Source organism: Streptomyces sp. NPDC001315 (genome assembly GCF_042896175.1).
Classification (GTDB): Bacteria; Actinomycetota; Actinomycetes; order Streptomycetales; family Streptomycetaceae; genus Streptomyces.
Genome location: NZ_JBIAWZ010000005.1, coordinates 493024 through 513000, shown reverse-complemented (window position 1 = coordinate 513000; position 19977 = coordinate 493024). Strand labels below are relative to the sequence as shown.

At 71.9% G+C, this 19977-nt stretch carries 19 protein-coding genes; 12 read left to right on the top strand and 7 right to left on the bottom strand.

Annotated elements, in window-relative coordinates:
• Positions 1–87 precede the first annotated feature (87 nt).
• Both ACFY16_RS18375 and ACFY16_RS18370 read left to right on the top strand, forming a co-directional pair.
• Positions 88–1335: an aminotransferase class I/II-fold pyridoxal phosphate-dependent enzyme gene (locus tag ACFY16_RS18375; protein WP_390648135.1), complete on the top strand. Its 1248-nt coding sequence runs from the start codon at positions 88–90 to the stop codon at positions 1333–1335.
• Positions 1332–2444, top strand: a complete 1113-nt coding sequence (locus ACFY16_RS18370; RefSeq protein WP_390648134.1) for an MBL fold metallo-hydrolase — start codon at positions 1332–1334, stop codon at positions 2442–2444. The genes ACFY16_RS18375 and ACFY16_RS18370 overlap by 4 nt, the downstream gene beginning before the upstream one ends.
• Before the next feature lie 9 nt (positions 2445–2453).
• On the opposite strand, the gene ACFY16_RS18365 is transcribed toward ACFY16_RS18370, so the two are convergent.
• Together ACFY16_RS18365 and ACFY16_RS18360 are read right to left on the bottom strand one after the other, a co-directional pair.
• Positions 2454–3107, bottom strand: coding sequence for a DedA family protein (locus tag ACFY16_RS18365; protein ID WP_390648200.1), 654 nt, complete (start codon positions 3105–3107; stop codon positions 2454–2456).
• Positions 3108–3268: 161 nt separating this feature from the next.
• Positions 3269–4042 (bottom strand): MBL fold metallo-hydrolase, encoded by a 774-nt coding sequence (locus tag ACFY16_RS18360; protein WP_390648133.1) that lies wholly within the window; start codon positions 4040–4042, stop codon positions 3269–3271.
• A gap of 84 nt (positions 4043–4126) precedes the next feature.
• Here ACFY16_RS18360 and ACFY16_RS18355 point away from each other — a divergent pair, with 84 nt between their 5' ends.
• The 6 genes from ACFY16_RS18355 (at position 4127) to dnaK (ending at position 11873) form a co-directional block, all read left to right on the top strand.
• Positions 4127–4558, top strand: coding sequence for a hypothetical protein (locus ACFY16_RS18355; protein WP_390648132.1), 432 nt, complete (start codon positions 4127–4129; stop codon positions 4556–4558).
• A gap of 95 nt (positions 4559–4653) precedes the next feature.
• Positions 4654–6741 carry a phage holin family protein gene (locus tag ACFY16_RS18350; RefSeq protein ID WP_390648131.1) on the top strand — a complete coding sequence of 696 codons (2088 nt, stop codon included), beginning with the start codon at positions 4654–4656 and terminating at the stop codon, positions 6739–6741.
• A gap of 323 nt (positions 6742–7064) precedes the next feature.
• Positions 7065–7490, top strand: a complete 426-nt coding sequence (locus ACFY16_RS18345) for an OsmC family protein (RefSeq protein WP_390648130.1) — start codon at positions 7065–7067, stop codon at positions 7488–7490.
• A 233-nt stretch (positions 7491–7723) separates the two neighbouring features.
• Positions 7724–9112, top strand: coding sequence for a hypothetical protein (locus ACFY16_RS18340; protein ID WP_390648129.1), 1389 nt, complete (start codon positions 7724–7726; stop codon positions 9110–9112).
• Positions 9113–9118: 6 nt separating this feature from the next.
• Positions 9119–9895: a glycerophosphodiester phosphodiesterase family protein gene (locus ACFY16_RS18335; RefSeq protein WP_390648128.1), complete on the top strand. Its 777-nt coding sequence runs from the start codon at positions 9119–9121 to the stop codon at positions 9893–9895.
• A gap of 103 nt (positions 9896–9998) precedes the next feature.
• Positions 9999–11873: a molecular chaperone DnaK gene (dnaK, locus tag ACFY16_RS18330; protein ID WP_390648127.1), complete on the top strand. Its 1875-nt coding sequence runs from the start codon at positions 9999–10001 to the stop codon at positions 11871–11873.
• 46 nt (positions 11874–11919) lie between these two features.
• On the opposite strand, the gene ACFY16_RS18325 is transcribed toward dnaK, so the two are convergent.
• The 3 genes from ACFY16_RS18325 to ACFY16_RS18315 form a co-directional block, all read right to left on the bottom strand.
• Positions 11920–12735 (bottom strand): SAM-dependent methyltransferase, encoded by an 816-nt coding sequence (locus tag ACFY16_RS18325; RefSeq protein ID WP_390648126.1) that lies wholly within the window; start codon positions 12733–12735, stop codon positions 11920–11922.
• Between the two features lie 81 nt (positions 12736–12816).
• On the bottom strand, positions 12817–13680 hold the full coding sequence (locus tag ACFY16_RS18320; RefSeq protein WP_390648125.1) for a helix-turn-helix transcriptional regulator: 864 nt from the start codon (positions 13678–13680) through the stop codon (positions 12817–12819).
• A gap of 97 nt (positions 13681–13777) precedes the next feature.
• Positions 13778–14623 carry a helix-turn-helix domain-containing protein gene (locus ACFY16_RS18315; protein ID WP_390648124.1) on the bottom strand — a complete coding sequence of 282 codons (846 nt, stop codon included), beginning with the start codon at positions 14621–14623 and terminating at the stop codon, positions 13778–13780.
• Between the two features lie 131 nt (positions 14624–14754).
• On the opposite strand from ACFY16_RS18315, the gene ACFY16_RS18310 reads away from it, so the two are divergent.
• Positions 14755–15060: a 4a-hydroxytetrahydrobiopterin dehydratase gene (locus tag ACFY16_RS18310; RefSeq protein ID WP_390648123.1), complete on the top strand. Its 306-nt coding sequence runs from the start codon at positions 14755–14757 to the stop codon at positions 15058–15060.
• Between the two features lie 31 nt (positions 15061–15091).
• Positions 15092–15838, top strand: a complete 747-nt coding sequence (locus ACFY16_RS18305) for a class I SAM-dependent methyltransferase (protein ID WP_390648122.1) — start codon at positions 15092–15094, stop codon at positions 15836–15838.
• Here ACFY16_RS18305 and ACFY16_RS18300 read toward each other — a convergent pair.
• Together ACFY16_RS18300 and ACFY16_RS18295 are read right to left on the bottom strand one after the other, a co-directional pair.
• On the bottom strand, positions 15804–16283 hold the full coding sequence (locus ACFY16_RS18300; protein ID WP_390648121.1) for a hypothetical protein: 480 nt from the start codon (positions 16281–16283) through the stop codon (positions 15804–15806). The genes ACFY16_RS18305 and ACFY16_RS18300 overlap by 35 nt on opposite strands.
• Positions 16280–16759, bottom strand: coding sequence for a hypothetical protein (locus tag ACFY16_RS18295; RefSeq protein ID WP_390648120.1), 480 nt, complete (start codon positions 16757–16759; stop codon positions 16280–16282). The genes ACFY16_RS18300 and ACFY16_RS18295 overlap by 4 nt, the downstream gene beginning before the upstream one ends.
• 40 nt (positions 16760–16799) lie before the next feature.
• Here ACFY16_RS18295 and ACFY16_RS18290 point away from each other — a divergent pair, with 40 nt between their 5' ends.
• Positions 16800–17774, top strand: coding sequence for a helix-turn-helix transcriptional regulator (locus ACFY16_RS18290; RefSeq protein WP_390648119.1), 975 nt, complete (start codon positions 16800–16802; stop codon positions 17772–17774).
• Positions 17775–17870: 96 nt separating this feature from the next.
• Positions 17871–19697, top strand: coding sequence for a rhamnogalacturonan lyase (locus ACFY16_RS18285; protein ID WP_390648199.1), 1827 nt, complete (start codon positions 17871–17873; stop codon positions 19695–19697).
• Positions 19698–19977: the final 280 nt, after the last annotated feature.

Sequence of the window (19977 nt, the reverse complement as noted above, 5' to 3'; positions counted from 1 at the left end):
CCCGAGAGCACGATTCCGCGCGAGAGCCGCGAGCGCACACGGAACCACAGCGGTGGAACAGGGCACCACGACTGCGCGGAGGTACGCATGCGGCGGACGGACCCCGAAGGCCACGGCCCCGTCCGCTACGGGCCGCCCCTCCCCGACGACGGACTGCCGCTGCTCCCGGAACTGTCCGGGGTGCTTGCCACGGCCGCGGGCCGCGCCGGAACGGAGCCGGTCGGTGGCGGCGCGTCGCTGCTGGAGGCGGCGTGCGGCTACTGGGCCCGGCGCGGACTGGCCGCCACGCCCGACCGTGTGGCCGCCGCTCCCGGCGCGCCGACCCTGCTGGTCGCGCTGACCGCCGCGCTTGGCGGCGACGTGCTGGTGCCGCGGCCCTGTGCCGCCTGGTGGGCCCCGTACGCGCGCCTGCTGGGCAGACCCGTGTTCCATGTGGCGACACCGGCCGAGTGCGGCGGCGTACCGGACCCGTACGCCCTGCTGGAGACCGTTCGCAGGGTCCGCGCGGAAGGCGGCGACCCGCGGCTGCTCGTGCTGTCCGTCGCCGACGACCCCACCGCCACCGTCGCCCCGCCCGAAGTGCTGCACGAGACCGTCGAGGCCGCCGCCGGCGAGGGCCTGCACCTGGTCAGTGACGAGACGTGGCGCGACACCCTGCACGACCCTCACGCCACGGTGCTGTTCAGCCCCGCCGAGATGCTGCCGGAGGGGGTCACCGTGGTCAGCGACCTGGCCGGCGCGCTGCTGCCGCCCGGCTGGCCGGCCGCTGTGGCCCGCTTCCCCGAGGGCGCCACCGGGGACGACCTCCACGCGCGCGTGCTCGACGTGCTCACCGCGCTGGGCGCCCGCGTCGCGGCACCGGTCGCCGCGGCGGCCGGGTACGCCCTCGCCGAGCCCGAGCCGGTCACCGCGCGCGTGGCCGCCGCCGTACGCCTGCACGCGCGCGTAGCCGCTGCCACGTACGCCGCCGTGGTCGCCGCCGGTGCGCTCGCCCGGCCGCCGCAGGCCGGACGCCATCTGTACGCCGACCTGAGTCCGCTGCGGGCCGCGCTGGCCCCGCGGGGCGTGGGCGACGCGCAGGAACTGGAGGACTTCCTCACCGCCCGGCTCGGCATGCCCGCGCCCGGCGGGCACCGCTTCGGCGACGACCTCGGCGCACCGCGCGTACGCCTGTCCACCGCACCGTTGCTGGGCGGTACGGACGAGGAGCGCGCACAATGCCTCAGTTCACCCTCACCGTGGGAACTGCCTCACGTGCAACGCGCGTTGATCACCTTGAGGTCGGTCTTCGACGATCTCCGCGACGACGCTCAGCGATGGGAGCCTCCTCGATGACGCAGCAGTCCGAGTCGACCACCACCACGAGTACGACCACCACCACGAGTACGACGACGACCACGAGTTCGACGACCACGCAGGAAGCCGGAACCCCGGCGGACACGTCCCTTTTCGCGCCCCCGTTCCCGCCGCTCGCCGAACCCCGGCCGCTGGGGGAGCGGCGGGTGTGGCCGCGTACCTTCCACGACCGGCTGACCGCCCCGCTGCCCGGCCTCAAGGCCATCGCCCGTTTCGCCCGCGAGGGCTCCGTGCGCCCGGGCAAGGAGGGCCTCGCCGACATCCCCCGACTGCCCTACGAGCCCGGCCCGCTGCCCCGCGTGGACACCCGCACCGTCGCCGTCACCTGGGCGGGGCACGCCAGTTGGGTGGTGCGGGTCGGCGGGCTGACCGTCCTCACCGACCCGGTCTGGTCCCGCCGTATCCTCGGCACCCCGGCCCGCATCACACCCGTCGGCGTCGCCTGGAGCGAACTGCCGCGCGTCGACGCGGTCGTCATCAGCCACAACCACTACGACCACCTGGACGCCCCGACGCTGCGCCGACTCCCGCGCGACACGCCGGTGTTCGTGCCCGCCGGACTCGCGCGCTGGTTCCGCCGCCGCCGGTTCACCACCGTCACCGAGCTCGACTGGTGGGAGGCGGCCGAACTGAGCGGCGTCCGCTTCGACTTCGTGCCCGCCCACCACTGGTCCAAGCGCAGCCTCACCGACACCTGTCACAGCCTGTGGGGCGGCTGGGTGTTCACCGATCCGGACGGCCGGCGCGTCTACTTCGCCGGCGACACGGGCTACGGCCCCTGGTTCGCGCGCATCGGGCAGCGTTACCCGGGCATCGACCTCGCCCTGCTTCCCATCGGCGCGTACGACCCGCGCTGGTGGCTGAGCGATGTCCACTGCGACCCGGAGGAGGCGGTCAGGGCCGCCCAGGACGTCGGCGCCCGCCGCCTGGCACCCATGCACTGGGCCACGTTCGTGCTCTCGGCCGAACCGGTCCTCGAACCGCTCACCCGGGTGCGGGCCGCCTGGGAGGAGGCGGGCCTGGCCCGCGAGGACCTGTGGGACCTGCCGATCGGAGGCTCACGGGTCCTGGCCCAGGACCTGTCCTAGGGACCCCGGTCAGGCCCTGGCGGTCTTCCGCATCCGCCGCCACACGCTCGGCGCCGCGCTGACCAGCACGGTCAGCGCGACCGCCGCGACCACGCCCTCCCACGGTTCGCTGAACAGCGAACCGCCGAGGATCCCGATCAGCTGGTACGTCACGGCCCAGGCCAGGCAGGCCGGCAGGTTGCCCCGGGCGAAGCGGCGCAGCGGCCAGTTCGCCATCAGACAGGCCAGCATCACCGGGATACGGCCCGCCGGCACCAGCCGGGACAGCACCAGGACCGCCACTCCGTGATCGGCCAGCTTCTCCTGCGCCTGCGCCAGCCGGTCCTCCGGGGCCCGCGCGCGGATCGCCTCCAGCCATCGCGAACCGTTCTTCGACCGCATTCCGCGCCGGCCCAGCCAGTACAGCGCCGCGTCGCCGAGGAACGCGGCCAGCGACGCCGTCACGAACACCAGAGCCAGCGAGAACGGCGCCGTCTGGTGGAAGGCGACCACGGCCGCCGAACTCACCAGCGCCCCCGTCGGCACCACCGGCACCAGCGCCCCGATCAGCACCAGCAGGAACAGCGACGGATAACCGAGTGCCTGCTGCGTGGACTCCGGCGGCACGGTCCGGTTCACGGCGGCGGCCACGGCCGTCGCAGCGGACAGCGGCGCGCCGGCCAGAGAACTCAGACCGGACACCGGCGCGGCCGCCACGGCGGTCAGGCCGGACACCGGCGCACCGGCCAGACTCGACACGACGTACTCCGGCGCGGCGGCCAGTGCGGACAGCGGGGCCGAGGCCAGAGCCATGACGGCGGTCAGTGGTGCGGCGGCCAGCGGTGTCACCGCGCGACCTCCAGGCGCACGCTCTCCCCGTGACCGAGCCGGTGCACCGCCACCCCGGGCGCCCGCTCGGCCGCGAAACGCACGAACTCCTCACCGGGCGCGTGGAATTCGTGGGGGCGCACGGCGTCCATCCCGATCGGCCAGTAGGTGCCGTAGTGCACCGGCACCGCGCTGCGCGGCGCCAGCCGGGCCAGTGCCTCGGCCGCCCGACCCGCGTCCAGATGCCCCTCACCGAGGTACGGGCCCCAGCCGCCCACCGGCAGCAGCGCCACGTCGACCGGCCCGACCTCCTCGGCCATCGAGTCGAACAGGCCGGTGTCCCCGGCGAAGTAGGTCCGGGCCTCGCCCTCGACGACGTAGCCGAGAGCGGGGGAGCGGTGCGGTCCGAGCGGCAGCCGCCGCCCGTCGTGCCGGGCCGGCACGGCCCGCACCACCAGTCCGCCTATCACTGTCTCGTCCCCGGGCTCTACCTCACGCATCCGCAGGTGGGTGAGCCGGCCGAGCGCCGGGACGGTGCGTGTCGCGCCACGGGGCACCAGCAGGCGCGTGCCCGGCGCGAGCCGCCCCAGCGACGGCAGGTGCAGATGGTCGGCGTGCAGATGGGAGACGAGCGCGACGTCCGCACGCCGGGCGTCCGGCGGTGGCAGCGCGCCACGGCGGCGCCGCAGATGCGCGAGACGGCGGGCGAACAGGGGGTCGGTGAGCACACGGACGCCCGAGTCCTCGACCGTGCAGGTCGCGTGACCCCACCAGGTGATCTCCACCGGCACCTCTTTGCCTCCTTCGCGCGACTCCCCCGAAGCCTACGGGCAGGAGTAGGGTCGGCGGCGAAACCCGGAGGTGAGGGGGACGCCATGGGAGAGGTGCGGGGTGCCTCCGGCGGACCGGCCGCGGTACGCGTGACGGCGATCGCGAGCCTGACGCCCTTGGAGGAGCTGGACGCCGACCCGTTCCTGGTGGACTCCCGCAGCCAGCACGCGATGTGCGCGCGGTGGGCCGCGGAGCGGGGATACGTCGTCGCCCGGGAACTGCTGGTGCGCGGACTGCGCCCCGACCACGGTGTGCTGTGGGACGGCGTCCGGCCCGGCCTCGACCTGTTCGTGGCGCCCAGCCGACGGGTGCTGGAGAGCGCGTTGTCGTCGGTGGAGGAGTTCACCGCGGAGTGCCTGCGCCGAGGGGTACGGGTCGAGACGGTCGGACGGGCGGAACCGTTGTACGACGCGCAGATGAAGGCGCGGGTGCACCGCCGGCTGTCGATGCCGACGGCCGGCTACGACGGGCGTTAGCCCGGGACCACGACCGCCCGTACGACAGGCGTGTGACAGGGTGGTGGCTCGAGGCCCGCGGCCGGCGTGGGACCGGGACGTGAGGTGTGCGGGACGTGCGGGGCGTGCGGTGGCGGCGGGTCGTCAGTCAGGCCGGGCGGAGCATCGGGGTGTGGGCCGTCTCCACGGTCACCATGCTGGTACTGGCGGGCATCCTGCCGGACTTCCAGCTTCAGTCCGCCGACGGTGACAGCGCCACCCGGATCGCCGTCACCGCCGCGCTCGGCGCCGGCGTCTTCGGTGTGCTGTCGGCCGTCGTGTGGCCCTTTCTCGTACGGCTGCTGCTGCTGGTCCCCGCACTCGTCCTGGGCCTGCTGGTCTTCTTCCTCAACGGCTCTCTCCTGCTGCTCGCGCTGCGCCTCAACCCCTCCGGCAGCAGTGAGGCGGCCCCCGAGACCGCCGTCATCGTCGCCGCCGTGATGTCCGCCGTGGCCTCCGCGACCGGCGGTGCCCTCGCCGTGCGCGACGACGACGCCTACCGCCGCCGGCTCTACCGCCTCGCCGACCGCCGCCGCAGAGCCCACCCGCCCTGCCCGGCCACCCCCGGCACCGTCTTCCTCCAGTTCGACGGCGTCGGCCACGATGTCCTCGTGGACGCCGCCGGCAAGGGCCTGATGCCCACCGTCGCCGCCTGGCTGGGCACGGCGCCGGACCACGCCCGGGGCAGGACCACGCACCGGCTGACGCCCTGGCGCACCGACTGGTCCAGCCAGACGGGAGCCAGCCAGCTCGGCATGCTGCACGGCAGCAACTTCGACGTCCCCGCCTTCCGCTGGTACGACAAGGACAGCCGCGAGGTGATGGTCTGCAACCGGCCGACCAGCGCCGCCGAACTCCAGCGCCGTGCCATCGAACGCACCGGGGACGGGGGACTGCTCACCGTGGACGGCGCCAGCCGCGGCAACCTCTTCAGCGGCGGCGCCGACGAACAGGCCCTCGTGCTGTCCATCGCCACCCGCCGGCGCGGCCGCCGCAACCGGTCCCGGGCGGGCTACTTCGCCTACTTCTCCGACCCCGCCAACGCCGTGCGCACCGCCCTGTCGTTCGTCGCCGAAGTCGGCCGCGAGATCCATCAGTCGACCCGCGCCCGGCTGCGCAAGCAGCGCCCGCGTGTCAAACGCGGCGGCCTCTACCCCTTCGTCCGCGCCTTCGCGACCGTCGTCGAACGGGACGTCGTCGTCGCCGCGGTGATGGGCGACATGCTCGCCGGCCGCACCGCCGTCTACGCCGACCTGGTCGCCTACGACGAGGTCGCCCACCACTCCGGGCCGCGCAGCCGCGACGTCGAGAAGGTCCTGCAACGCCTGGACCGCTCGCTCGCGCTGATCGGCAACGTCGCCGAGCACGCCCCCCGGCCGTACCGGATCGTCGTACTGTCCGACCACGGGCAGAGCCCCGGCGAAACCTTCCACTCCCGCTACGGCCTCACCCTCGGCGACCTGGTGCGGGCCGGCTGCGGACTGCCCGTACCGCGCCGCGCCGAACGCACCCGCAGCGGCGCTGAGGCCCGCGCCGCCGTCCGTGCCGCGCTGCGCCGCCCCGTCGAGGAGGGCGGCGAACAACACCGCCCCGCACGCCGCCGCTCGGAGCCGCTCGTGCTGGCCTCCGGCAACCTCGGCCTGATCTCCTTCCCCGATGTGCCGCACCGCATGAGCAAGGAGGAGATCGACGCCCGCCACCCCGCACTCCTGGCGACCCTCGCCAACCATCCCGGCATCGGCTTCCTCCTCGTACGCAGCGAGGAGCACGGCGGCCTGGTGCTCGGTGCGCGCGGCGCCGAGATCCCCCTGGACCGACTCGACGAGGACCCCGGCCCGCTCGCGGGCTTCGGACCGGGTGCCGCCGACGCCGTCCGCCGCACCCACTCCTTCCCGCACACCGCCGACATCATGGTCAACTCCTTCCACGACCCCGCCGACGGCGAAGTCCTCTCGTTCGAGGAGCAGATCGGCTCGCACGGCGGCCTCGGCGGCGCCCAGGGCAGCCCCTTCCTGATGTCCCCGCTCGCCTTCTCCGCACCGGTCGACGACGGTGCCGAACTCGTCGGTGCCGAACACGTCCACCGCGTCCTGCGCCGCTGGCTGCGCGAATCGATCGGCCCCCAGGTGCCGCTGGAGGCGGAGGAGGAGGAACGCGCCGCCTGAGCACGGAAGTCCTCGGCGGCGGTGCCGCAAACACCGCCGCCTGCTCGCAAGGCTCTGCGTGCCGTCGCCTCGTGCCCGGTGAGACCCCGGGTGCCATCGCTCCTGCCCGGCAGGGCCCTGTGCGCCGTCGCCCCTGCCTGGCAGGCTCTGCGTGCCGTCGCCTCCTACGCCGAGGCCCGGGACGTCCCGGGCCGCGCGGGTCGTCTTCCGTGACACCGCCCCGGCACCGCACGTGGGCCGGTGTTCCGGGTGCGCTGAGCCGGAATGTGATCGGATGGTGCACAGGAATCCCGCACCCGGGAACCCACGCGAAAGGAAGAACCGTGGCAACCACGCGCTCCGCACACACCGTCTGGGAAGGCAACCTGCTCGAGGGCAACGGCGTCGTCACCTTCGACTCCTCCGGCATCGGCCAGCAGCCGGTGTCGTGGCCGTCGCGCGCCGAGAAGGCCAACGGCAAGACCAGCCCCGAGGAGCTGATCGCCGCCGCCCACTCCAGCTGCTTCTCCATGGCCCTGTCGCACGGCCTGGCCGGCGCCGGCACCCCGCCCACCAAGCTCGTCACCTCGGCCGATGTCACCTTCCAGCCGGGTGAGGGCATCACCGGCATCCACCTCACCGTCGAGGGCTCGGTCCCCGGCATCGACAACGACGCGTTCGTCGCCGCCGCCGAGGACGCCAAGGCCAACTGCCCCGTCAGCCAGGCCCTGACGGGAACCACCATCACCCTGTCGGCGAAGCTCGCCTGATCCGGCGGGACGCACGCCTGCTCGCGCGGGCCGCCTGCCCGGGCGGCCCGCGCGACTGTCCGGCGGGGGTCGCCCGACCCTCCGCCGGGTAGGAAAAGAACGGAAGTCAGGATCGTCCGTACACGTCACTGGTGTTTGTATTACTGGAATTCGTGTCACCGGTGCTCGTACGGGTTCGTGCGGGTTCGTACGGCGATCGGAAGGACCTTGATGCTGCGATCGGAAGGATCTTGATGCTGCCGGGAACGTCCAGCAACGGCACGGTGCTCGACTCGGCCACGCGCGAACTCACCCGCATCCGGCTGTTGTTCAGCCTCGCGGGCCGGGTCGATCCCGCCAGTGGCCGACCGGGCCGTCTCCTGGACCAGTTCGACTTCGGCCGGTTCACCCCGCATCTGCGCGCCAGCGAGGCCGTGCTGCCCCTGCCGGTGCTGAGCGAACGCCTGGCACCGGAGGATCTGGAACTCCCCGGCGACCCGCACTCCCTGGAACTCACCGCACTCGGACTCCTCGTCGTCACCACTCCACGCGGCGACGCGACCCTCGTCATGGACTGCGACTTCACCGGAGAGACCTCCGCCGACGCCGTCGCCGCCTGGCTGGCGACCACCTGCTTCGAGCGCGAACACCTGCGGCTTCGTGGCCGGCCCCTGCTCGAGGTCCTCAGCGAACTGCTGAGCCTGCCCCGGCCACTCGCCTTCGGCCAGAACGTCCACCAAATCGTCTTCCCCGGCGGGCAGTTGCTGACCGAGCTGCTCGGCACCGACCTCGCCGACGACGCCCGCCGCTCCGTCCCGCTGAACGGGATCATCTACCGTGGCAAGATGCCCAGCAGTGCCGCACCCCACCTCGCCGTCAGCCTGCCGCCCAACCTCAGGAACCACGGCGTCACCCTGACCGCGCACGGCCGCGGCGTCTCCGTACAGGCCGGCTGGGCCCCGCACGTCGAGAACTGCCTGACCCTGGTCGCGGTGGGCCTGATCTCCGCCCTGGCTGTCCTCCAGCGCACCCGGCTGGCCACCTTCGAGATGATGAGAGCCAACGAACACGCCCTGACGGACTCGCCGTTCGAGGTCCGCTCGCTCATCTCACGCCTGTCGGCCGGCGTCAACGAACTCCAACTCGACCTCGCCTTCGGCGTGGAGGCCTACGTCGACAGCCTGCTGATCCCGGAGATGCTCATGGAGGGCTTCCAGTCCTCCCTGCGCGACGCACTCGGCATCCGCGACAGCCTCGACAACTCCGCCCGCATGGTCGAGCGTCTCACCTCCGTCATCAACGCCCGCTCCGCCGCCCTCGACGCAGCGCTCGCGGAACGCGACGACCGCCGCGATCGCACCGTCTCCGGCCTCGTAGCCGCGGCCACGCTCATCGCGCTCCCCCCGACCCTGCTCCTGGCGTTCTTCGGGGTGAACGGCACCAATGTCGACTCCCACCGCTCCATCCTCGACCTGCGCTCCTACGGCGTCGCCTACGCGCTGGCCTGGCTCCCCTTCGTCGCACTGTTCCTGATCGGCTTTCTCATGCTCCGGCGGGTCAGCGGACGCTCCGGCTCACTCCTCGACCAGTCCGACGACGGACGCGTCTCCCTGCCCGCACCCCGCCATCCCACCGGGAGTTGACCGCCCATGCCGCGACGACCTGCCGTCTCCGCCCACCGGGGCGGTTCCGAACGCTTCGGCCCTGCCACCTGGCAGGCCTACGAGGACGCCATCGCGTCGGGCGCGGAGTACGTCGAGTTCGACATCCGGCGCACCGCCGACGGCGTCCACGTCGTCTACCACGACCCCCGGGTCAACCACACCGGGCCGCTCCTGTCCCGCATCACCCACGACGAGCTCAACGAACACGCCGGATACGACGTGCCCGTCGTCGATGACGTCATGGCGCTGGTCGCCGGGAAGCTCGTGGGGCACCTGGACCTCAAGGAGACCGGCTACGAGCGCGAGCTGATCGACCGGGCCGTCGCCCTGCTGGGCGTGGACGGGTTCGTCGCCACGACCCTGGAGGACCGCTCGGTCGCCGCGATCACCGAGGCGTTCCCGGCCGTGCGCACCGCCCTGTCCCTGGGGCGCGACCGCAAGGAGGTGGGGTCGGCCCGCCTGGCGGCGACCCGGCTGAGCGAGCTGTTCCCCATGCGTCGCGTCCGCGCCTGCGGCGCCCACGGCGTCGCCGTGCACCAGCGGCTCGCCCGCGCCAACGTGCTGCGCGAGGCAGCCCGGAACGGACTGTTCACCATGGTGTGGACGGTCAACGACGACACCGGGATGCGGACCTTCCTCGACGACACCCGGGTGGACGTACTGATCACGGACCGCCCGCGGCGGGCGGTGGAACTGCGCGGGGAGCCGCCACCGGACGGGGGCCGCCTCGGACTGGCCGCGGCGGAGCGCCCGAGCCCCTGAGCCCGACCCGTCCCATTGACAAGAAAGCACGCACGTTTTGTGCTGGAAGGCGGGAGGCTCCCCCGGCGGAACCTCCTGGTGACCCTGGCGGAAGGGGACAGCGATGGGACGTCCGGTCGGGATCGATCTCGGGACCACGAACTCGGTGGTGGCGGTGCTGGAGGGCGGCGAACCCACGGTCATCGCCAACGCGGAGGGCGCCAGGACCACACCCTCGGTCGTGGCCTTCGCCAAGAACGCCGAGGTACTCGTCGGCGAGGTCGCCAAACGGCAGGCCGTCACCAACGTCGACCGCACCGCCCGCTCAGTCAAGCGGCACATGGGGGACCCGGTGTGGCGGTTCCCGGAGCAGGACACCGTGGACGGCACCCGCTACCGCGCCCAGGAGCTGTCCGCCCGGGTCCTGCAGAAGCTGAAGCGGGACGCGGAGTCCTACCTCGGCGAGGACGTCACGGACGCCGTGATCACCGTGCCCGCCTACTTCGACGACGCCCAGCGGCAGGCCACCAAGGAGGCCGGCGAGATCGCGGGCCTGAAGGTCCTGCGGATCATCAACGAGCCCACCGCCGCCGCCCTCGCCTATGGCCTCGACCGGGGCCAGGAGCAGACCGTCCTCGTCTTCGACCTCGGCGGCGGCACCTTCGACGTCTCCCTCCTGGAGATCGGCGAGGGCGTCATCGAGGTGAAGGCGACCAACGGCGACACCCACCTCGGCGGCGACGACTGGGACCAGCGGATCGTCGAGCACCTCGTCACCCGCTTCAAGGGCCAGTACGGCATCGACCTGAGCAAGGACAAGATGGCGCAGCAGCGCCTGCGCGAGGGCGCCGAGAAAGCCAAGATCGAACTGTCGTCGTCCTCCGAGACGACGATCAACCTCCCCTACGTCACCGCCTCCGCCGAAGGCCCCCTCCACCTCGACGAGAAACTGACCCGCGCCCAGTTCCAGGAGCTCACCGCCGACCTGCTGGACCGCTGCAAGAACCCCTTCCACCAGGCCGTCAAGGACGCCGGAGTGAAGCTCTCCGCGATCGACCACGTGATCCTCGTCGGCGGTTCGACCCGGATGCCCGCGGTCACCGACCTGGTCCGGGAACTCACCGGCAAGGACCCGCACAAGGGCGTCAACCCGGACGAGGTCGTGGCCATGGGCGCAGCCCTCCAGGCCGGCGTCATCCGCGGCGACGTCAAGGACGTCCTGCTCCTCGACGTCACCCCGCTGTCCCTCGGCATCGAGACCAAGGGCGGCATCATGACCAAGCTCATCGAACGCAACACCACGATCCCCACCCGCCGCTCGGAGATCTTCACCACGGCCACCGACAACCAGCCCTCGGTCGGCATCCAGGTCTACCAGGGCGAACGCGAGATCGCCGCCTACAACAAGAAGCTCGGCGTCTTCGACCTCACCGGCCTGCCGCCCGCCCCGCGGGGCGTCCCGCAGATCGAGGTCGCCTTCGACATCGACGCCAACGGGATCATGCACGTCTCCGCCAAGGACCTGGCCACCGGCCGCGAACAGAAGATGACCGTCACCGGCGGCTCCGCCCTGCCCAAGGACGACATCGACCGCATGATGCGGGACGCCGAACAGTACGCCGAGGAGGACCGGGCGCGTCGCGAGGCCGCCGAGACCCGCAACCAGGCCGAGCAACTCGTCTACCAGACCGAGAAGTTCATCCGGGACAACGAGGAAAGGGTCCCCGCCGACACCAAGTCGGAGGTCGAGACCGCGATCACGGAACTGAAGGAACTCCTCGAGCGGCAGGCCGACACCAGCGCCCTGCGGTCCGGCATCGAGAAGCTGGCCTCGGTCAGCCAGAAGCTGGGCCAGGCCATGTACGCCCAGGCCCAGCAGCAGTCCCCGACGCAGTCCGCGGCACCCCAGGAGGACGCGCAGGGCGTACAGGACGAGGAGGGCGTGGTCGACGCCGAGATCGTCGACGACGAACGGGACACGAAAGGCGGGGCCGCCTAGGACAGTTTCCCGGTTCCAGGCGCAGGCGGCATCCGTCCCGTACGGGTCAGGCCTTACGGGCGACCCCCGCGTACACCGGCACGATGCCCTCCGCCTGCGCCGCCACGTCCTCCGGTCCCGGCCGCCACCCGGACACGGGGATCACGCCCGGTCCCAGCAACTCCAGGCCGTCGAAGAAACGCGAGAACTCGGCCAGCGAACGGGGGTGGAACGGGGTTCCGCTCTGCCGGAAGAGGTTCGCCGCCCCCTCGATGACCTTCGGGCTGAGATCCGGGGTGACCTGGGACAGGATCAGAAAGCTGCCGGGGGCGAGCGCGGCGACGTACTTCGCCAGCAGCCCGTGCGCGTCGTCGCCGTCCGACCCGTCGCTCAGGTAGTGGGTGAGCGCCACCAGCGACAGCGCGACCGGCCGTGTGAAGTCCAGGGTCTCCCCGGCCAGCCGCAGCACCATGTCCAGGTCACGGACGTCGGCGTGCACGTATGCGGTGCTGCCCTCGGCCGAGCCGGTCAGCAGTGCCTCGGCGTGCCGCAGCACGATCGGGTCGTTGTCGGCGTACACCACCTTCGCGTCCGCTGCGATCCCCTGTGCCACCTGGTGCAGATTGGGCTCGGTGGGGATGCCCGTGCCGATGTCCAGGAACTGGCGGATCCCCGCCTCGGCGACCGTGCGCACGGCTCGGTGCATGAAGCGGCGGTTGGCGCGCGCCCCGCGCACCGCCGTGCTGTCCACGGCGAGGATCCCGCGGGCCAGCTCCTCGTCCACGGGATAGTTGTCCTTGCCGCCCAGCCACCAGTCGTACACCCGCGCCGGATGCGGCCGGCTGGTGTCGATGCGGGTGGGCGCGGCCTCGGAACCGGTCATACGGCGTCTTCTCCTCGGTCTCGGGTCCTCGGTCTCCGGCAGAAATGTGCGTACGCACAACCAGGGGGTGCGGCCGACGCGTCAGTACTCCTCGCGGTACCGCTGGAGGATCTCCCTGGTGCGCTGCGCCGAGGCGGCATGCGTCGTCATGTGGTCCAGGACTTCCAGATGTGCCGAGACCTCCCGACGCGAGTCGAGGTACAGCGCGCCGGTCAGGTACTCCGTGAACACCATGTCGGGCAGCTCGGGTTCGGCGAAACGGAACAGCGAGAACGGCGCGTACGTCCCCGGATGCGGCCCCGCCTCGAACTCGGCGACCTGCAGCGTGATGCGGCTGCGCTCGCCGAACTCCAGCAGCTTGTCCAACTGGTCGCGCATCACCTCGCCGTCGATGCTCACCGGGCGCCGCAGCACCGTCTCGTCGATGATCACCCACAGGTGCGGCGGGTTCTCCCGGTCCAGCAACCGCTGCCGGGTCATCCGCAGGGACACATGCCGCTCGACCGTCTCCGCGCCCTGCTGCGCGATCGTCCCGCCCTCCATGACGGCACGCGCGTACGCCTCCGTCTGGAGCAGGCCGGGCACGAAGTGCGGCTCGTAGGACCGGATCAGCCCGGCGGCGCCCTCGAGGCTGACGCACAGGCTGAACCACTCGGGCAGCACGTCGTGGAACCGCTGCCACCAGCCCGGCTGGTTCGCCTCCTCGGCCAGCGACACGAACACCGCCGCCTCGCCGGCGGGCACACCGTACGTGTCCAGCAGCACCTGTACATACGGGATCTTCAGCGCGACCTCGGCCATCTCCATCCGCCGCACGGTCGCCGGCGCCACCCGCAGGATGCGTGCGGCCTCCTCGCGCTTGAGTCCGGCCGCATCCCGCAGCTCCTGCAGCCGCCTGCCGAGCACCACCTGGCCCACGGTGGGAGCGGGCCGACGCTCACTCACGCCACGTCTCCCCTACGTGTCGACGGAACCGGGCCAGTGTGCCACGGGCCGGGCGGCAGCACATGTGATCGAAGGAATCGCATGCGTCACCGACGCCTCAAGTACCCAGTGAGTGAAGGTATTTGACCGTCGCCGGATCGGCCGGCAGGAAGGTCTCGATCGCCAACTCGGCGACTGTCACGTCCATCGGGGTGTTGAACGTCGAGATCGACGAGATGAACGACAGCACTCGCCCTTCGTGCTCCACCTGCATCGGCAGCGCGAAGTACGGTACGGGCTCCGCCGGTTCGCGGTCTTCCGGCCCGGTCTCCGGCACCGGATAGGCCGCCACCTCCTCGTACAGCGCGCGCAGCGCGTCCGAACGGTACAGGGCGATCTGCCGTTCCATCTGCGCCAGCAGATGCCCCCGCCACTCCCGCAGATTGCGGATGCGCGGCGCCAGGCCCTCCGGGTGCAGGGTCAGCCGCATCGCGTTCAACGGTGGCGCCAGCAGCGACTCCGCGACACCCGCCAGCAGCATCGTGATGCCCCGATTCGCCGCGACGACGGTGTACATCGCGTCCACCACCAGCGCCGGATACGGTTCGTAGCCCTGGATCAGCCGTTCCATGCCGTCCCGCAGCGCGCCCAGTGCCGGATCGTCCAGCGGCGTCTCCGGATAGTGCGGGGCGTAACCGGCCGCCAGCAGCAGCGCGTTGCGCTCCCGCACCGGCACGTCCAGGTGCTCGGCCAGCCGCAGAACCATCTCCTCACTCGGCCGGGAACGCCCCGTCTCGATGAAACTGATGTGCCGGGCGGAGGAGTCCGCACGCAACGCCAGCTCCAGCTGACTGACCCGCCGCCGCTCCCGCCACGCCCGCAACAACGGGCCCACCCCTTTGTCCGGCGGGGCGGCGGAGGACGCGGCGGAGGAGAACACGGCGGCGGACACGGCAGTGGTCATACGTACGACCGTAGAGCAGGACCGGCCGAATGTGTCCGCGAACGCCCGCAACGGCACGCCTGACCAGGGCCGCAGCGGCCGTCCTGTGGCACGCTGGACAGGTACGCGACACCCAGGAAGGGAGCGAGGGCATGGCCGTCGAACCACTGTCGCAGAAGGAGATCGAGGACCGGCTGGCGGAGCTGCCGGGCTGGTCCCACGACGGGGACCGCCTCGCCCGCTCGTACCGGCTGACCTCGCACTTCGCGGCGACCGCCCTGGTCATCCACATCGCCCAGGTCCAGGACGAACTCGACCACCACTCCGACCTCACCCTCGGCTACAACACCGTCTCACTCACCGTGAACACCCACAGCGTGGGCGGAGCCGTGACCGACCTCGACTTCCAGCTCGCCCGCAGAGTGGAGGAACTGGCCCCGGGACACGGAGCCCACTGAGCGCGCGGCCGGACCGGAACGGGGGACGCGCGTGTTGGACTACGACAAGGAAGCCGAACGCTACGACGCCTCCCGCGGCGGCGAACCCAGGGCGGCCGCGGCCGCGGAGGCCGTGCTCAGCCTCGTACCACCCCGGGCGCGCAGCCTGCTCGACGTCGCCTGCGGCACCGGCATCGTCACCCGGCGACTGGCCGTCGGCCGCGACGGCATGCGGGTCACCGGCGTCGACCTCGCGCCCGCCATGGCCCGCCACGCCGCCGCCCGCCTGCCCGGCGCCGTCGTACGCGCCGACAGCCGTCGACTGCCCTTCCGGGAGCGGCAGTTCGACGCCGTCAGCAGCGTCTGGCTGCTGCACCTCGCGGACAGCGACGAGGACGTACGGGCCATCGTCGCCGAGTGCGCCAGGGTCCTGCGGCCGGGCGGGGTGTACGTCACCACGGTCGACAAGGCCGCTTCCCACAACGTGGGCAGCGACATCGACGCCGTACTCGCCTCCCGGCCACCCCGGGCGGCCCGTGACGGGGCGGCGCTCGTGGAGTCGTACGCCCTCGCGCGTGGCCTCGCCCCGGCCGGGCAGGCCTGCTTCGCCGGCCGCGGCCAGGGCCGTAGCCCCCGCCGAACGGTCGCGGACCTGCGGCGCGGCTGGTTCGTGACGCTGCCGCCCGGCGAACCGCTCGCCGAGCGGTTCGCCGCCCGCCTCCAGGCCCTCCCCGACCAGGACCGCCCCCGCCCCGACCCCCGGTTCACCCTGCGCGCCTACCGGAAGCCGGCCGAGTGAACTCCATGACCCAGTTGGTCAGCCAGGTCTCCCCGCCGTCCACCGAAAAGGCCTGCTCCCAGCGGGCCGCGCGCTCGGAGAGCCCCGACCACACGAACCGCACCCGCACGTCCGCTCCGTCGTGCGTGTCGTCGCCGTAGAACTCCCCGCGACCGCCCTCGAAGCGGCCGACGACGGGCGGGAACAGCTTCCCGCTGCGGCTGGAGGACCAGTTCAGCGACCAGTCCTTCGCGTCCGGGTCGAACAGCCGCAGCGTCAGCCCCTGCCAGCCCTGACCGGGCACATCCAGCTCGTCGATGTTCGCGGCCCCGCCGAAAAGCGGCCAACAGCGGCTGGTGGCCCCGAACTCCTCCCAGTCGCTGCCCGGGTCGAGGAAGTCGGTCCGGCGGCGGTTGTGGATCTCCCACTCGCCGTGGAAGAAGTCGAAGTCGTGCGGGCTGCTCATCGGCGGTCTCCTGTCGTGCCCTCGGGCAGGGAATCGGTCAAGTAGGCGGCCAGATCCGGGACTTCGGGCTCAAGAAGGTGCCGTACCCAGGCGTCCCGTTCGTGCAGGATCGGCGGCAGCTCCCACACACAGCCGATCCACGGCACATCGGGCGTGACGAAGTGCGTCGGGTCGCGGTCCGGGCAGCCCAGCACGGGCTGGCCCGCCGAGGCGCCCCGGAAGTGCAGGACGTTGTCCCACACCCAGCTGTACGCGTTCAGATAGGCGCCGTCGTCGCCGCCCCGGTGCAGCACGACGAACGTCGCGGGCGGCGTGCCGTCCGGCTCCGGCAGCAGCTCGGGCAGGATCGCGTACGCCGCCTTCTCCACCTCGGGCGCGATGCCCGCCGGGTCCGCGGTGACGTGGTATCGCTTGACGTGCCGCCCCGCCACCTCGATCGGCGGCGGCACGGTCAGCAGTTTCTCCGTGAAGGCCATGAGCGGCACGTTAGGACCGCTTCGCTGCCATCCTGTGTCAGTGAAGTCCAGCCGACTCGTCTCGATCCTGCTCCTCCTCCAGACCCGGGGCCGGATGACCGCCGCCCAGCTCGCCGGGGAACTGGAGGTCTCCGTCCGTACGGTCTACCGGGACGTGGAAGCGCTGAGCGCGGCCGGCATCCCGCTGTACGGCGACGCGGGCCACGCCGGCGGCTACCGTCTCCTCGACGGCTACCGCACCCGCCTCACCGGCCTCACCGCCGACGAGGCCGAAGCCCTCTTCCTGGCCGGCGCCCCCGGACCCGCCGCCGAGCTCGGCCTCGGCTCCGTCCTGGCCGCCGCCCAGCTCAAGGTCCGCGCCGCCCTCCCGGCCGGGCTGCGCGTCCACGCCGACCGCATCAGCAGCCGCTTCCACCTGGACGCCCCCGGCTGGTACACGGACGCCGAACAGGCCCCGTTCCTGCCCGCCGTCGCCGACGCCGTCTGGAACAGCCGCGTCCTGCACATCACCTACCGCCGCTGGCGCGAGCCCACCGACGTCGAGCGCCGACTGGAACCGTACGGACTGGTCCTGAAGGCCGGCCGCTGGTACGTCGTCGCCGGCGGCGGCCCAGGGCCCCGCACCTATCGCGTCGACCAGATACTGGAACTCGCCGCCTCCAAGGAGGAGTTCACCCGCCCGGAAGTCTTCGACCTGGCCGCGTACTGGACGGCTTACCAGCGCGACTTCCATACACGGCTGTACCGGGCGAAGGCGCTGATCCGGTTGGCGCCGGGCGCACGGCTCACCGGACCTGTGGGAGCGGCGATGGCGGCAAACGGCCGTACCGGCGAGGACGGCTGGACGCTGGCCACGGTCCCCATCGAGTCGGTCGACCACGCGCACGGCGAGTTCCTTCGGCTGGGCGCGGACGTCGAGGTGCTCGAACCGCCGGAGCTGCGCGCGCGCATCGCCCGCACCGCGGCGGAATTGGCCGAGCGATACGGCAACTCCTCCGGCGTCGGCGGCAACTGAGAGGACGGAACCCGTCTGTCCCGTCCTCTCAGGAGGTACCGACCCGTGCAGCACCCGCACAAGCACCGCAGACGCCGCACCGCCGTCCTCTCCGCGATGACCGCCGTCGCGGCCCTGGTCGGCGCCGGACTGACCACGCTCGTCACCGACACCGCCGAAGCCGCCACCGCCCGCCAGGTCGAGGCCCTCGACCGGGGCGTGGTCAGCGTGCACACCGACAGCGGCAACCTGGTCAGCTGGCGCTGGCTCGGTACCGACCCGGGCGACATCTCCTTCAACGTCTACCGGGCCGGCACGAAGGTCAACTCGACGCCGATCACCGGCTCCACCAACTACTTCCACTCCGGCGCCCCGGCCCAGGCCGACTACACCGTCCGCGCCGTCGTGGGCGGCGTGGAACAGGCCGACTCCGTCCACGCGATCCAGTTCCGTACCGGCTACAAGGACGTCCCCATCACCCCACCGGCGGGCGGCACGACCCCGGACGGCGTCGCCTACACCTACGAGGCCAACGACGCCTCCGTCGGCGACCTCGACGGCGACGGCCGGCTCGACTTCGTCCTCAAGTGGCAGCCGACCAACGCCAAGGACAACTCCCAGTCCGGCTACACCGGCAACACGATCGTCGACGGCGTCACCCTCGACGGCACCCGGCTGTGGCGCGTCGACCTCGGCCGCAACATCCGCTCGGGCGCCCACTACACGCAGTTCCAGGTGTACGACTACGACGGCGACGGCAAGGCCGAGGTCGCCATGAAGACGGCGGACGGCACGGTCGACGGCACGGGCACGGTCATCGGCAGCTCGTCGGCCGACTACCGCAACTCCAGCGGATACGTGCTGTCCGGCCCCGAGTACCTGACCATGTTCAACGGCCGGACCGGCAAGGCGATGGGAACGGTCGACTACGTCCCCGCCCGCGGCACCGTCTCCTCATGGGGCGACTCCTACGGCAACCGGGTCGACCGCTTCCTCGCCGGCACCGCCTACCTGGACGGCTCCCGCCCCTCCCTGATCATGGCCCGCGGCTACTACACCCGCACGGTGATCGCCGCCTGGGACTGGCGCGGCGGCGCCTTCACCCGCCGCTGGACCTTCGACACCAACTCCTCCACCAACAGCGGCAAGGGCTACGACGGCCAGGGCAACCACCAGCTGTCCATCGCCGACGTCGACGCCGACGGCAAGGACGAGATCGTCTACGGCTCGATGGCCGTGGACGACAACGGCTACGCCCTGTGGACGACGAAGAACGGACATGGCGACGCCATGCACGTCGGCGACCTGGACCCGTCCCGGGCCGGTCTGGAGGAGTTCAAGGTCGACGAGGACAGCTCCAAGCCGTCGTCCTGGATGGCGGACGCGCGAACCGGCCAGGTCCTGTGGTCCACGCCCGCCAACGGCGACAACGGCCGGGGCACGGCCGGCGACATCTGGGCCGGCAGTGCGGGCGCCGAGTCCTGGTCCTCGGCCGAGAGCGGCATTCGCAGCCCGTCCGGCACGGTCGTGGCGAGCCGCAAGCCGTCCAGCACCAACTTCCTGTCCTGGTGGGACGGCGACACCGTCCGCGAACTCCTCGACGGCACCCACATCGACAAGTACGGCACCTCGTCCGACACCCGCCTGCTCACCGGCGCGTCCGTCCACTCGAACAACGGCACCAAGGCGACCCCGACGCTGTCCGGAGACATCCTGGGCGACTGGCGCGAGGAGGTCGTCTGGCCGACGACCGACAACACCGCGCTGAGGATCTACTCGACGCCGTACGAGACCAGCACGAAGATCACGACCCTGCTCCACGACACGCAGTACCGCACAGCATTGGCCTGGCAGAATACTGCATACAATCAGCCGCCTCACCCGAGCTTCTTCATCGGCGACGGCATGGCGACCGCGCCGCGGCCGGTGGTCTACACGCCGTGAACGGATAAGGCGCCCTCCCCGCGGACGGGAGGGCGCCACCGGGGCGGTCGCCGGCGTACTGCGGGCGACCGCCTCTCACTTGTCCTCGGGGACCTTGCAACAGTTCCGCACCCTCATGAGTACCTGTACTCAGCTGCCCGGGTCCGCCTACCTGGTACGGAGGGGGGGGGGCGGGGGGGGGGGGCGCCCCCCGGGGGGGGGCCCCCGCGGGGCCAGGGGCCCACCCAGAAACAAAAAGACAGACAGTTTGTGGGAGTGCCACAGAACCAGAAACCCAACC

What these genes read in the sequence shown, in the direction of transcription:
- ACFY16_RS18375 (WP_390648135.1), top strand. Translation starts at nt 88, where the DNA reads ATGCGGCGGACGGACCCCGAAGGCCACGGCCCCGTCCGCTACGGGCCG.
- ACFY16_RS18370 (WP_390648134.1), top strand. Translation starts at nt 1,332, where the DNA reads ATGACGCAGCAGTCCGAGTCGACCACCACCACGAGTACGACCACCACC.
- ACFY16_RS18355 (WP_390648132.1), top strand. Translation starts at nt 4,127, where the DNA reads ATGGGAGAGGTGCGGGGTGCCTCCGGCGGACCGGCCGCGGTACGCGTG.
- ACFY16_RS18340 (WP_390648129.1), top strand. Translation starts at nt 7,724, where the DNA reads ATGCTGCCGGGAACGTCCAGCAACGGCACGGTGCTCGACTCGGCCACG.
- ACFY16_RS18335 (WP_390648128.1), top strand. Translation starts at nt 9,119, where the DNA reads ATGCCGCGACGACCTGCCGTCTCCGCCCACCGGGGCGGTTCCGAACGC.
- dnaK (WP_390648127.1), top strand. Translation starts at nt 9,999, where the DNA reads ATGGGACGTCCGGTCGGGATCGATCTCGGGACCACGAACTCGGTGGTG.
- ACFY16_RS18325 (WP_390648126.1), bottom strand. Translation starts at nt 12,735, where the DNA reads ATGACCGGTTCCGAGGCCGCGCCCACCCGCATCGACACCAGCCGGCCG.
- ACFY16_RS18315 (WP_390648124.1), bottom strand. Translation starts at nt 14,623, where the DNA reads ATGACCACTGCCGTGTCCGCCGCCGTGTTCTCCTCCGCCGCGTCCTCC.
- ACFY16_RS18310 (WP_390648123.1), top strand. Translation starts at nt 14,755, where the DNA reads ATGGCCGTCGAACCACTGTCGCAGAAGGAGATCGAGGACCGGCTGGCG.
- ACFY16_RS18300 (WP_390648121.1), bottom strand. Translation starts at nt 16,283, where the DNA reads ATGAGCAGCCCGCACGACTTCGACTTCTTCCACGGCGAGTGGGAGATC.
- ACFY16_RS18295 (WP_390648120.1), bottom strand. Translation starts at nt 16,759, where the DNA reads ATGGCCTTCACGGAGAAACTGCTGACCGTGCCGCCGCCGATCGAGGTG.
- ACFY16_RS18285 (WP_390648199.1), top strand. Translation starts at nt 17,871, where the DNA reads ATGACCGCCGTCGCGGCCCTGGTCGGCGCCGGACTGACCACGCTCGTC.